We start from the raw sequence: 13331 nt of genomic DNA, 5'->3' as shown, positions 1-13331 counted from the left end.
TAAGGCATAAAAAGGGCTTTTTTTTAATATTTTCAATCCAAAAACAAAAAAACTTAATATTTTTCTATGATATATGTATTGAATATATTTCAATTTTATGGTATTATAACTATTAGAACATATATTATCCTTGTGTATTCGGAGTCGTTCAAGCGGCTCCTTTTTTGTATGCAAAAGGTATCTTGAGAGGAGGTTGAAGTGGAATTCATTCAAAAAAAAGATATTCCGTACTTTAGCGAATGTGAACCTCTTGTCGAAGGGCTCGGCTTTAAACTGGTCGATCTGAATGTCCTTCACAAAAAAGACGTTTGGCAGGTTAAGGCAGTAATAAAATCGGAAAAAGGGGTCGGTATCAAAGACTGTACCTCTGTACACAGGACTCTTCAGCCCCGTATTGAAGCCCTCATAGGCTCGCAAGATGTAACTATGGAAGTAAGCTCTCCGGGAATAAACCGACTTGTAAAGCGGGCGGTTGAGTTTTATGCCTTTGTAGGAGAAGAAGCCCAAATTTGGGATAACAGCATTACTGATTGGCGGCACGGAATTATAAAAGAAGTAAATTCCGAAGGCCTTGTTTTAAATTCTGATAATCAAGACATTCAAATTCCGTATCAGGATATAAAAAAAGCCAGATGTAATCTTTAAGAATAATTTTAGCTTTGTTAAGGAGATTTAATGAAATGTCTGAAGGAATAATTGAGGCAATTCGGGAATTTGCACAGGAAAAAGGAATTGATGACGATTTTGTTTTGCACATTGTAGAGCAGGCTCTAAAAGCATCTTATAAAAAACAATTCGGAACAGATGCAAATGCCGTATTCAATGAAGAAACAGGAAAAATATACTCAAAGAAAATAATAACGGAAGATGCAAAAAATCCGGTTTTTGATATAAGTTTAGAAGAAGCAAAAAAATTGGCCCCCTCTTGCGAGGCAGGTGATGAACTTTTAGTCGAAGTCGATCCGAAAAGCTTAGGTATTAATTCTGTCAAGGTCGGAATGCAAAGAGCAATCCAATGTATCAGAGAAATGCAAAAAGATACCCTTTATGCAGAATACAGTACAAAGGTAGGAGAAATCATAATCGGTTACTACCATCGGGAACGAAACGGAAACATCTATGTCGACTTAGGAAAGGTTGAGGGCTTATTACCTAAAAAATATCAGTGTCCGGGAGATCACTTTGGAAGGAATGCAGCAGCCGGAGAAGAATCAAGAATAAAAGCCCTTGTACGGGAAGTAAAAAAACACCGTCAATCAAACGTAGTACAGCTGATCCTTTCAAGAACCGATGCGGAATTTGTAAGGCAGATACTGGAAGTGGAAGTGCCCGAAATTGAAAGCGGAATAGTAAAGATTCATAATATTGTACGTGAACCAGGTTATAGAACAAAGATAGCGGTTTCAACTGACAGAGATGATATAGATCCTGTAGGAGCCTGTGTAGGAGCAAAGGGAGCAAGAATTCAAGCAGTTATCGCAGAGTTGGATGATGAAAAGATAGATATTCTACCCTACTCTGAAGACCCTAAGGCCTATATAAAAAGCGCCCTTTCACCTGCAGAAGTCATGGATGTTATGATATTGGATGCGGAAAAAAGAAAGGCCCTTGCAATCGTTTCCGACTCCCAATTATCGCTGGCTATAGGAAAACACGGTTTAAACGTACGCCTTGCAAACCGCCTTGTAGACTGGAACATAGATGTAAAAACCGAAGAACAGTTTAAACAAATGGATATTTACACGGATGCCAGAAAGGCTGTCGAAAACTTATTCACTGATGAAACAAGTGATGAAGATGAAGAATATGAGGAAATTTCCAATGTTGCCGAACTTCCGGGAATTACCGAAGATATTCTTACAGTATTACGTAATAACGAAATTGAAGATATACAAGACTTGATTAACATGGAAGATGATGAAATCAGGGCATTGGAAGGTCTTACTACAGAGATGGCTGATACCCTTCTTGACATTATAGCTAATGCCGTTGAAGTTGTAGAAGACGATGGAGATGAAAGCGATGAAGAAAGCGAGCCTGTTTCGGATGATGAGGGTGAAGTTGAAGAATTTGAATGCCCTGAATGCGGTCATAAAATAACAACAGATATGACAAAATGCCCCAATTGCGGAGTAGATCTTGCTTTTGAATATGAGGACGAAGAGTAGGAGTAATATGGATATAGAAAACACAAATAAGCCTGATGTAATTCTCAACAAAAAAAGCAGTAAAGCTGCAGATTCTAAACCTGAATCCGGCAAAACTGACTCTAAAAGGAAAGTCGTTGTAAAGGTTTCAAAAACTTCGGCAGGAAAATCCAAGAAGCCTGAATCATCTTCGGAAGAATCTTCCGGCGGAAAAGCATCCGGAAAACAGGTTATTTCCGTTAAAAAAGCTTCGTCTCAAAGCTCAAAACCTGCAGAAGCCTCCGTAAAAGAAAAAAAGCCGGATGAAAGGCTTGAAGAAACAAAGAAGACGGCACCTCGCTTTGAAGATAAAAAGAGCGATGCGCCTTCCGCACAAAACGAAAAGAGGAGTTTCGATTCTGCAAAAAAAGAAGAAAAACAGACTGAAAGAAAAAAGCCGACTCCTTCTTCAATAGATTCAATAGATTTTGCAAGTAAGAGGCCCAATGTAAAGGCAGGTAACTTGGCGGACTCGGGCCGAAGAAATAACCGCGGACAGGGAAACCGCCCGCAAAGACCCGGAGGTCAGGGACAAGGTCAACCCGGACAAGGACGCCGGCGCGAAAGCAATTTTTCCGGAGCCCAAGCACGAGCCTATTCCGACGGAAAAAAGCAGGGATTTAGGACAGGACAAGGCGGACAACAGGGCAGACCCGGCGACAGACCTCAAAACAGGCCCGGATTCGGCGGCCCAAGACCGGGAGCTGCTCCGGCTCCGATCCCTGTCGAAAAAAACAAGGCTCAAACAAATAAAAAAGCCCACAAGGCAAAAAAAGAAATATACAACAAGAAAAACAAGGAAGAGGAATTTTTTGAAGAGCGCCTCTTAAATCAAAAGAAAAAGCAAAAGGAAAAAATTCATAATATTCCTAAACAGATAGAAATAATGGAATCGATTTCCGTTTCCGAATTGGCCAAGAAGATGAACCTAAAGGCTTCGGAGCTCATCGGAAAGCTCATGGGAATGGGAATGATGGTTACGATGAATCAGTCCATCGATGCCGATACGGCTACCATCCTCGCTTCCGAATATGACTGCGATGTAAAGATTGTAAGCCTCTACGATGAAACGGTTATCGAAAGCAAGGAAGACGATTTATCCGAACTGCAACCGAGGCCTCCCGTTGTAACAATAATGGGACATGTTGACCACGGTAAGACAAAGACACTTGATGCCATAAGAAGCTCTAATGTTATAGCGGGAGAATTCGGAGGCATTACTCAGCACATAGGTGCTTATACGGTAAATACCCACGGAGGAAAAATTACCTTCCTCGATACCCCCGGACACGAAGCCTTTACCATGATGCGTGCACGAGGAGCCGAAATTACGGACATCGTTGTTTTGGTGGTTGCAGCCGATGACGGCGTTATGCCTCAAACCATTGAAGCTATCAACCATGCACGCGATGCCAAGGTTCCCATAATAGTTGCGGTAAACAAGGTCGATAAGCCCGAAGCAAATGTTGACAAGGTAAAGACCCGCCTTTCGGAATTAGGCCTCATGCCTGAAGAATGGGGCGGAGACACCATGTTTGTCGAAATCTCGGCTCTAAAAAAATTGGGACTGGACAACCTCTTGGATACAATCCTTCTTCAAGCCGAAGTACTTGAGCTAAAGGCCAATTATACATGCAATGCGGAAGGAAAGGTTATAGAATCCCGCATCGACCACGGAAGAGGTGTTGTTGCAACCATTATCGTTCAACGCGGAACATTGAGAACCGGAGACCCTTATGTTGCAGGTATTTATTCGGGCCGCGTAAGAGCCATCTTCAATGACAGGGGCGAAAAAATCGATGAAGCTACTCCGAGTATGCCCGTCGAAATCCTAGGTCTTGAAGGTATGCCGAATGCAGGCGACCCCTTCCAAGTTACGGATTCGGAACGCATAGCACGCCAGATTTCCGACAAAAGGCAGGAGCTCAAACGCTTTGAAGATTCAAGGAATGTTAAGAAGGTTACCCTCGATAACCTCTATGAAACCATCCATGACGGAGAAATATTGGAGCTTAAGGTTATCATAAAGGGAGACGTTCAAGGTTCCGTAGAAGCCTTAAAGCAGTCACTGGAAAAACTTTCCACACCCGAAATAAGGCTTAACGTAATACATGCTTCGGCAGGAGCTATCAACGATTCCGATGTTATGCTTGCAGCCGCAGACTCGAACGCCTTAATCATAGGCTTTAACGTACGCCCCACTCCTCAAGCCAAACTCTTGGCCGATCAGGAAAAGGTCGATATAAGAAAATACACTGTCATATACAAGGCTGTTGAAGAAATTCAGCTTGCCATGGAAGGAATGCTTTCCCCCGATATTAAGGAACAGGTCATCGGTATGGTTGAAGTCAGAAATACATTTAAGGTTCCCAAAATCGGAAAAATTGCAGGCTGTTATGTTCTTGAAGGCGTCGTAAAGAGAAACTGTGCAGTCCATGTTATCAGAGACGGCATAGTCGTTCACTCAGGAAAATTATCTTCATTAAAGAGATTTAAAGACGATGCAAAAGAAGTTGCAGCAGGCTTTGAGTGCGGTATCGGTATCGAAGACTTTAACGATATACAGGTTGATGACCAGTTAGAAATTATCGAAATGATTCAGGTTGCCCGAAAATTGAGCGACAGCGAAAAATACAAGGCTCCCGAAATCAAAGAAGAAGGAACCGAAACCGATGAGTGAGTTTAGGCTTGCAAGATTGGGCGAGCAGATAAGGGAAGAAATTTCGGCCCTTATTTGCTCCGGCAAAATAAAGGATCCGAGAGTTTCTTCTCTTCTTTCAATAAACAGGGTAATTGTTTCAGGAGATCTTGCCTATGCAAAGGTCTATGTTTCAAGCTTTTTAGATGAACATAAAACAAAGCAGGGAGTAAGAGGCTTGGAAAATGCTTCCGGCTTTATAAGAACCAGCCTTGCAAAAAAGCTTCATGTAAGGCAGTGTCCCGAACTCACCTTTATATTCGATAAGAGTATAAAGGAAGGAATAGACATGGTAAACAAACTTGAAAGCCTTGAGTACTTTACCGATCCCGATGAAGATGAAGGAACCGCCGGCAGTTCGGAAGCCGATTAAGCCCTGCCTTAAAAATGGAATTAAATAAAAACCTTATCATCCCGTTTGCAAAACAGGCGGGACTTACAAGCTTTGCTTCAATGTCGGCGGTAAAAAAAGCCCTTTCTACAAAAAAGGTCGGCCACACTGGAACTCTGGATCTTTTTGCAGACGGCCTTTTGGTTCTTCTTACGGGACAATTAACCCGACTTGCTGACATAATTTCAGCCGAAAAAAAGACCTACGAAGCATGGGTAGAGTTCGGAACGGAAACGGATACCCTCGACCCTGAAGGCGAACCCGTTTTAACAGCCCCCCTTCCCTCTTATAAAAATTTAACGGAATCCATTCCCTCTTTTTTAGGAAAAATACTCCAAAGACCGCCCGAATTTTCTGCAATAAAAATAAACGGAAAAAGAGCTTCCGACAGAATACGCAGCGGCGAAAAGATAAAAATTGCAGAGAGGGAAATAGAAATTTTTAAAATCGAACTTAAAGGGATAATTACAGATAGCGGTTTGGAATTTACAGAAAAGGATTTTACAAACATAAACGCCGAGCTAAAAATAAGATATGCCCATATAGTCGTGGAATGTTCAAAGGGAACATACATCCGCTCCCTTGTAAGAGACCTTGCAAGGAAGGCATCTTCTTGTGCCTATGTTAGGGCCTTGAGGAGAACGGCAGTTGGAAATTTTAAACTTGAAGATGCAGCAGGTTTTGATCTTTTAAATAATTTTTCTGCAGCACCGGAAAATTTATTCTTAAAAGAAAAGAAAATTTTAGATGCAGCGGCCGGCAAAAAATTCTATAAACAAAAAGAAATTGATTTTTTGGAAATAATGGCAAAATCTATTATTTTTTCTCCTAAGACGGCAGAAAACTTAAAATTGCCTTACCTCTTTTTAGATAGAAAATATCTAAACGATTTTTATAACGGAAAGAAGATTAAATTCAATTGGTTTTTAAATACCGATGAAGTTTTAGAAAATATCACAGGCTTAGACCTAGAAAACAAAAAAACATGCGTCTTTTGCGGTGACTTGTGGATCGGAATTATAGGACTAAATAAGAACTGTCCGAAATATGAAACGGTGATAAAAAATTAAAGGTTTAAATTAAAATGAGCGTCTAAAATATCGCCGCTCATTTTAACTTGCGTTTGCTATTGGTACTGCAACTTACTGTATTGCATGTCTTCCTGAAGGAGAAGCCGAACAACGTATACCGTAGCTGGTTACAACCCTGTCTCCCAAAATTTTTGTCTCACGGCCGCAATGAATACAATGCGAACCATCGGGTATAATAGCATGTTTTTTTGATACGCTTGCAGGGCAATTATATCCGTTATCGTCGCTTTCCAAGTTAGGGCCTACAGGTCTGACATCTTTTCCGCAATATTTACATTTCATAAAAATAGCTCCTGAATTTGTTTTATTTATCTTATTTTCGGCATTATAACAGCCTTACATTAAAGACAGATTTTAGTATTTAGTTACAAAACACCATAATATCCGTAAATTAAGGCACGAATTAGAATTTACTCAATTTTATAGGTATCGTCAAGAGGATAAACAAAATACTATTGACCGATCATAAAACCAATGTTACAATATAGCTATAGTTATTATGAGGAGGAAAAATATATGAAAAAACGTATTATATTTTTTTTAATTTTGTTGGTGTCATTCCGGATTTTTGCAGATTACAAATCCGAATATGACAATCTGCTTTCGGCAAGAAATATAAAAGGGATTGCAGCTCTATTACCAAAATGGGAAAAGGCAGAGCCAAAAAATCCTGAACTCTACATTGCCTATTTTAATTATTACCTGCTTAAAGGTCAAAGATCTACACAGTCACTTGACACCTATAAGAAGGACAATACCAATTCATTGGCATTAGTGGATCAAAAAACAAATAAAATCGCAGGATATTTAAACAATAATATCTGGTATGAAAAAGAAGATGTCGATAAAGCCTTGTCATATTTGGAAAAAGGATTAAAATTCGGTAAAAACCGCTTGGATATGTATTTTGGAAGAATTCATATTTTAGGCGAAATAGGAGAATATGAAAAGCAATCACAGAAGATTATCGAAGTTCTAAAACTTGGAAAAGAGATAAATCATAAATGGCTTTGGAGCATGAATGAGGTAATTCCATCATCAGAAAGTGAACACTTTTTTCTAATTTCTATAAACGAGTATTATAAAAACTGGCTTCAAAAAAGCTCCCCTCAAACCTTAAATGCTGCAGAGAAAACAGGTGAAGCCCAATTGAAACTATATCCTAAAAATATCGAAGTGCATAACTATTTATCTTTAGCATACATCGGCCAAGGAAAATTTAAAGAGGCTTTAAATGTGCTATTAAAAGCCGATAAACTCGCAAATGAAGATTATGTAATTATCTTTAATATGGGAAGATGCTATGAAGCCCTAAAGCAATACGATAAGGCAAAAGAATGTTATCTCCGTATGAAAAAAAATCCCAACAAACAAGTTCAAGATATGGCAGACCAAAAACTTTCAGAGCTAAAAAAATTAACCAAATAGTTTACAAAAAAACGTGTAATCGGTACCAGGCAAAAACACCGATTACACGGTATCTAAACCCTTGAATTCCTATCAAAATATAATTAGAATATTTACAAAATCTTTTATGGGAGAAACAAAAATGCTCAAAACCGAAAAAGCCGGAATAGAAGAAGCAAAAACTATTTTAGATATCTATAACGACAGTAACAAGGTTTTCGGAGTTGTACCGGAACAAGACATAATTGAAACCTTTGAAAATATGATAAAAACCGAAAATACATATATTCTATATGAAGATAATCAGGCAATCGGATTTATATCACTTAAAGATAAAAATACTCATGGGCTTATTTCAGCCATATACATCAAACATAAAATACAAAGAAAAGGATACGGTAAATACATTTTAAATTTTATTGAGCAAGAAGCAAAACATATAGGTTTGGAATATCTTATACTGAAGGCTCTTAAAATGTTTGAATGGACAATAGAATTTTATAAAAAAAACAGCTTCACAATCTTTGATAAAAAAGAAGACGAGCTGCCGTTTATAACCGAATATATTCCGCCGGCAAAATGGGAAGTTATAATGATAAAAAGGATAATGACATGCAAATAAAAACAGATATTGAATTTTCAAAAGAAGAGGTTATCAATCTTTATGAAGAAGCCGGCTGGACGGCATATACAAAAAACAAAGATAAATTATGGCAAAGTATAACTTCATCACTAAAAATATATTCTGTTTTTGTTGACAACGAATTTGCAGCGATTGCACGAGTTTTAGGTGATGGAATAACAACCATTTTAATTCAAGACATAATTGTAAAACAAAAATATCAAAATAGAGGAATAGGCACGGCTCTTATAAAAACAATTGTAAAAGATTACAAATCGGTACGGCAAACTATTTTACTTTGTGATAATGATAAAAAGCTTATAGATTTTTACAAGAAAAACGGCTTAAAGAATATTCAAGATTATAACATATCTTGTTATGGAATATTAAAATAAAGGAACTTATCAGCTTATGAAAAATGTAGACTGCAATATAGAAAAAATGAATGAAAAATCTTATAATACTATAAAACGGGATATGATTAAAAATTTAGCCGAAACTTTCATTCAAACTAAAAAAGCAAATGAATTAACAGCTATTAGTTTAGCAGAAAAAGAGCTCAACGGCATATTGACGGAAGGAGTAAAAACAAAGAATCATAATTTATATGTTGTTAAAAAGGACAGTCAAAAAATAGGCTATCTTTGGTATTTTATAATTACTCATAATAACGAAACATTTCCTTTTGTGATGGAGATAAACATAGATAAACAATATAGAAATAAAGGTTATGGGAAACAAACCATGCTGCTACTTGAAAAAGAAACTATCAATTTAGGTTATAATAAAATAAGGCTTCATGTACTTTTAAATAACACCACTGCTTATAATATGTATAAAAACTTAAACTATAAAACTATTAAAAAAATAGACGATGGAGAAATATTAGAAAAGGAACTAAATGGATGCCTCGCCGGTCATCTCTAAAAATCCGACAAGATTTTTAGAGATGACTTATAAAAAACATAAAGAGTATTTTTAATTATGAAAAAAAACATTAAACCCGATACAATTAAAGACCTTCTCAATTCACACCTTAAAAACGATAATTTTAAAACCCTTGAACCTATTCAACTGGAAGATCATACTTACACGGATTTATTTAAGGGAATAACCGGCGGCAATGAAACTTTTGCGGTAAAATTACGGCAGAAAACGGAGAGTATTAAAAATTCAATTAAATATTTAAATGCTTTAAATGACAGTGAAGACTTTATTTTAAAATATAAAAACCTCATTGAAACTGAAGATTACTATATTTTTATAAGCGAATGGCTTGAAGGTTGTCAACCTACCAAAACCGATAGATATCTGATAAAAGATTTTTTTAAAAAACTTGCACATCTAAATTTAAATAACACATCCTCGAGCTCTTTTTCTTCAATGTATTTGGACGGTAAAAGCTATCCTTCAATTGAAGAGATGATAAATGCGGAAGCCCTCCCCTATCTTGAAATATACAGGGGTAAACATGATAAAAAAATTATTAAAAAAAATATTGAAAATTTAAACCTGGGCCTAGGCTGTATTATCATTGAAGACATGAATACGGGGAACATGCTTAAAACAGAAAAGGGCAGCTTAAAAATAATTGATGCCGAACATATTACTTCCGGTTTAAATTTATATCAATTTGAACATATAAATATTTTAGGCTTAAATAAAAAAGAATGGCATAATATCACCGATGAAGCAAAAGAAGTTTTAAATGCATATTTTTCCGAAATAGGTGAAAGTAAAAACAAAGCTTTTTTACAAATAAAAGCCTTTGCAGTTTTAAGCTTTTTACGTGAGCTTTACTTTCAAGTTTGGCAAAAACAAAAAATAGACTATTCCGAAAAAGATAGAATTTTTGATATAATATTAAACTGTGTAGTTGAAGAGGTTCTTTAAATCATGAGTATAAAATCAATTGGTCTTACCGATAAAATTATTTCTCAAAAGGAAGTAAAAGACTTTCTTCAAAAAGCTAATCTTAACCAAAGAGGAAATCTAATCGGCTTATTCGATAAAGAAAAGATAATCGGAGCAGGCAGCCTTTACACAAATTCTTTTCATCCATACAGGGATTATATAAATATCCATATCGAGAAAGATTACAGAAACAAAGGATTGGGGAGCCGGCTTTTAAAAGCCTTAAAAGAAAACTCGGCTAAAAAAAGATTTCAAGTTATGTGTTCTTCCGGTAAAGAGGAATTAATTCAATTTTTACTTAAAGAAGGTTTTGTTTTAGCCCGCAGGTCATATAGTTTTGATCTAAAAAAAGAAGCTCAAAATATTTTTTTGTCAAAGGAAACTTCTACTGAATTTAAAAATATGCAGATAAAACCTTTTATAAATTTAAATTCAAAAGAAAAAGAAGAATTCAAAAAAATATTTTACTTTAATTATGCCGACACACACAAAAGCATAAACCCGCTCAATAAAGATATATGTATAAAAGAATTTTCAAATGAAATTTTAGCCGATTGCGATGAAGAAAGGTCCTCATGTTTAATTTCTAATAACGAAGTATCAGCCTATGTAATAGTTTACATAGAAAATCTTCCCGAAATCGGCTATCTTGGCGGAAAGACAATAGAAGAAATCGAAACCTATCTAAATTATTTTCAAGTTATAATCAATAATCTATTAAACGCTTATGAGCAAATTTATTTTGAAATAGATGATACCGATTATTATGCTTTTCCACTAATGACGGCCTTACAAATTAACTGTAAAGAATCGTATAATACCTATATCCTTAATTAAGTTTTATCCCTCAAGTAATTTTTTTTCTACCTCATCGATTATAAAATCGGGAGTTGAAGCACCGGCAGTTAAACCTATCACTGAATAAGAAAAAATCTCTTTCGGTATTTCAGAGGCATCTTCGATTAACCATGCAGGCTTTTTTGTGTCAACGGCGGTTTGAAAAAGCCTTTTTGTGTTTGCAGAATTTTTCCCGCCTATAACTAAAAGTGCATCAACTTCATAAGCTAATTTTTTTAAGGCAGCCTGCCGATCGGAGGTTGCAGGACAAATCGTATTAAAGACCTTTAAATCGGAAATCCTTTTCTTCAAAGCCGAAGCTATTGCTTCATATTCCGATTCCTTAATCGTCGTTTGGGCAATTAAAACGGCACTCCCATTTGCACTCAAAGAAGAAGGTAAATCTATTAAAGCGGCTTCTTCGGCATTTTGAACGATTAAGCATTTTCCTTCCGCATAACCTGCAATGCTTATAAGTTCTCCGTGGTTTTTATCTCCGGCTAAAATAACAAAGGCTTCTTCAGAATGTTTTTTTGCAAGGGCCTGACTTGCCTTTACTCTGGAGCATGTTGCATCTATCACCTTAGCCCCGCTTTTTTCAAGCTCGCTTTTTTTTGACGGAGGAATACCGTGAGCCCTTATTACGATAACGGAATCTTTATAGTCTTCATCTTCGGTAAAATTTTCAGTGTCAATAGTTCTTACACCCATTTGTTTTAACCGTAACATTGTAGAAGGATTATGAATCAATGGTCCGAAGGTATAAAGGCCGGATTTATTTTCAGTATTTTCTTTCGCTAGTTTAAGAACCGTATCAACAGCTCTGCGTACTCCGGAACAATAACCTAAAACTTCCGCACGTTTTACAACCATAAAAACCGCCCGCACAAAATAATTTATTGTATGGTTTCATCAATAAAAATACGCGGAACTCTTTTGTTTATATCGCATGTCAGCTCATAAGGAATAGTTCCGGCAATTTTTGCAAGATCTTGGGCCGTATTATTTTTAGGATGTTCTTTTGAAACAGGACCGAAGATACAAACCTCATCCCATCTTTGAACCCATGGAGAAGCGCCTATATCTATCATACATTGATCCATACAAATGCGTCCGATGATCGGAAAAAAATCTTTTCCTATTCTCACTTTTAATCCGCTAAGGGAACGCATGAGTCCGTCCGCATAGCCTATAGGAAGGGTTGCAACAAATGTTTCTTTTTCGGCTGTCCAACATCTATCATAAGAAACGCTTGTATCCTTTTCAATTTTTTTGATAAGCACTACCTGTGTAACAAGCTCCATTACAGGCTTTAAATCTATTAAAGAATTTAGGGATGGAGAGGGTGCATAACCGTAGACCAAGATTCCCGGACGCACCATATCGAACTGGGCTTCGGGATATTGAAGAACAGATCCTGAATTTGCGGCATGAATTAATCCGGGATTAATCCCCGCTTTTTTTATTTCTTTTATTGAGTCCTTAAAAACAGAAATCTGTTTTTTTGTAAATTTAATATTTTTTTCATCGGTAGAATCGGAAACAGCGAAATGCGTACACACTCCTTTTAGCTCAAGATTTTCTGCACGGTCTATCTGTACCGCAAGTTTAACGGCTTCCATAGGCGAGCAGCCTATCCTGCGCATTCCGGTATCTATTTTAAGATGAACCCAGGCTTTTTTATTTAGTTTTTTTGCAAAACGGTTTAAATCGTTTATAAACTCCTCATCTATAACCAAGGGCTCAATATCGTATTTTAAAAGCTCAGGAATTTCTTCAAGCACGGGAAGACTTAAAGAAATAATCGGGGCTACAATACCGGCCTCTCTTAATTCGACAGCTTCCTGAATGGAGGCAACAGCCAAATAAGAAACGCCTGCCCTTATTGCTGCAACCGCAACCCTCACAGCCCCATGCCCATAGGCATCGGCCTTGACCGGAAGACAAATCTTTACATTCTTGTTAAGCCGCTTTTTTATTTCTTTAATGTTATATTGTAAGTTATCCAAATGGATAATAGCCTTTGTCGCTCTCATAAGAATATTTTATACATTTATAAAGTTTTATGCAAGACCGATGAAAAATGTACATCCGTGTACATTTTTCATCTTAGAGTTTTGCTAAAGCAAAACTCTCGAAGTATGGAACCACCGCCTTCCATGGCGGTTGGGGGTGTACATCCTTG

General features: G+C 36.9%; 14 protein-coding genes. 11 read left to right on the top strand and 3 right to left on the bottom strand.

Annotated elements, in window-relative coordinates:
* The first annotated feature begins 198 nt into the window (after positions 1-198).
* The 5 genes from rimP to truB are packed head-to-tail and all read left to right on the top strand — an operon-like array spanning position 199 to position 6345.
* Positions 199-645: a ribosome maturation factor RimP gene (gene rimP, locus TDE_RS05300; RefSeq protein ID WP_002670663.1), complete on the top strand. Its 447-nt coding sequence runs from the start codon at positions 199-201 to the stop codon at positions 643-645.
* Positions 646-680: 35 nt separating this feature from the next.
* Entirely contained in the window at positions 681-2168 is a 1488-nt protein-coding gene (nusA, locus tag TDE_RS05295) for a transcription termination factor NusA (protein ID WP_002682413.1), read from the top strand.
* 7 nt (positions 2169-2175) lie between these two features.
* On the top strand, positions 2176-4866 hold the full coding sequence (gene infB, locus TDE_RS05290; protein WP_002682412.1) for a translation initiation factor IF-2: 2691 nt from the start codon (positions 2176-2178) through the stop codon (positions 4864-4866).
* Positions 4859-5257: a 30S ribosome-binding factor RbfA gene (gene rbfA, locus TDE_RS05285; RefSeq protein WP_002670660.1), complete on the top strand. Its 399-nt coding sequence runs from the start codon at positions 4859-4861 to the stop codon at positions 5255-5257. Before infB ends, rbfA begins: the two co-directional genes overlap by 8 nt.
* 14 nt (positions 5258-5271) lie before the next feature.
* Positions 5272-6345 (top strand): tRNA pseudouridine(55) synthase TruB, encoded by a 1074-nt coding sequence (gene truB, locus TDE_RS05280; protein ID WP_002682411.1) that lies wholly within the window; start codon positions 5272-5274, stop codon positions 6343-6345.
* A 72-nt stretch (positions 6346-6417) separates the two neighbouring features.
* On the opposite strand, the gene TDE_RS05275 is transcribed toward truB, so the two are convergent.
* A complete protein-coding gene (locus tag TDE_RS05275) occupies positions 6418-6648 on the bottom strand; it encodes a hypothetical protein (protein ID WP_002670653.1) in 231 nt (76 codons plus the stop codon).
* Between the two features lie 234 nt (positions 6649-6882).
* Between TDE_RS05275 and TDE_RS05270 the strand changes: the two genes are divergently transcribed.
* The 6 genes from TDE_RS05270 (at position 6883) to TDE_RS05245 (ending at position 11146) form a co-directional block, all read left to right on the top strand.
* Complete coding sequence (locus TDE_RS05270; RefSeq protein ID WP_002670643.1) at positions 6883-7794, top strand: tetratricopeptide repeat protein; 912 nt, start codon at positions 6883-6885, stop codon at positions 7792-7794.
* 121 nt (positions 7795-7915) lie between these two features.
* The gene (locus TDE_RS05265) at positions 7916-8395 is read left to right on the top strand and encodes a GNAT family N-acetyltransferase (protein WP_002682409.1); all 480 of its coding nucleotides are present in this window, start codon (positions 7916-7918) and stop codon (positions 8393-8395) included.
* A complete protein-coding gene (locus TDE_RS05260) occupies positions 8386-8790 on the top strand; it encodes a GNAT family N-acetyltransferase (protein ID WP_010956877.1) in 405 nt (134 codons plus the stop codon). Before TDE_RS05265 ends, TDE_RS05260 begins: the two co-directional genes overlap by 10 nt.
* Positions 8791-8806: 16 nt before the next feature.
* Positions 8807-9322: a GNAT family N-acetyltransferase gene (locus TDE_RS05255; RefSeq protein ID WP_002670641.1), complete on the top strand. Its 516-nt coding sequence runs from the start codon at positions 8807-8809 to the stop codon at positions 9320-9322.
* A gap of 57 nt (positions 9323-9379) precedes the next feature.
* A complete protein-coding gene (locus tag TDE_RS05250; RefSeq protein WP_002682408.1) occupies positions 9380-10288 on the top strand; it encodes a hypothetical protein in 909 nt (302 codons plus the stop codon).
* Positions 10289-10291: 3 nt separating this feature from the next.
* Positions 10292-11146: a GNAT family N-acetyltransferase gene (locus tag TDE_RS05245; protein ID WP_002682407.1), complete on the top strand. Its 855-nt coding sequence runs from the start codon at positions 10292-10294 to the stop codon at positions 11144-11146.
* Between the two features lie 3 nt (positions 11147-11149).
* On the opposite strand, the gene ispH is transcribed toward TDE_RS05245, so the two are convergent.
* Positions 11150-12019, bottom strand: coding sequence for a 4-hydroxy-3-methylbut-2-enyl diphosphate reductase (gene ispH / locus TDE_RS05240; RefSeq protein ID WP_002682405.1), 870 nt, complete (start codon positions 12017-12019; stop codon positions 11150-11152).
* 23 nt (positions 12020-12042) lie between these two features.
* Positions 12043-13182, bottom strand: coding sequence for an alanine racemase (alr, locus tag TDE_RS05235; protein ID WP_002682404.1), 1140 nt, complete (start codon positions 13180-13182; stop codon positions 12043-12045).
* Between the last annotated feature and the right edge of the window lie 149 nt (positions 13183-13331).

It is taken from the genome of Treponema denticola ATCC 35405, from assembly GCF_000008185.1.
Taxonomy (GTDB): Bacteria; Spirochaetota; Spirochaetia; order Treponematales; family Treponemataceae; genus Treponema_B; species Treponema_B denticola.
The sequence above is the reverse complement of the archived record's forward strand: the minus strand, read 5'-3'. Positions and strand labels throughout refer to the sequence as shown.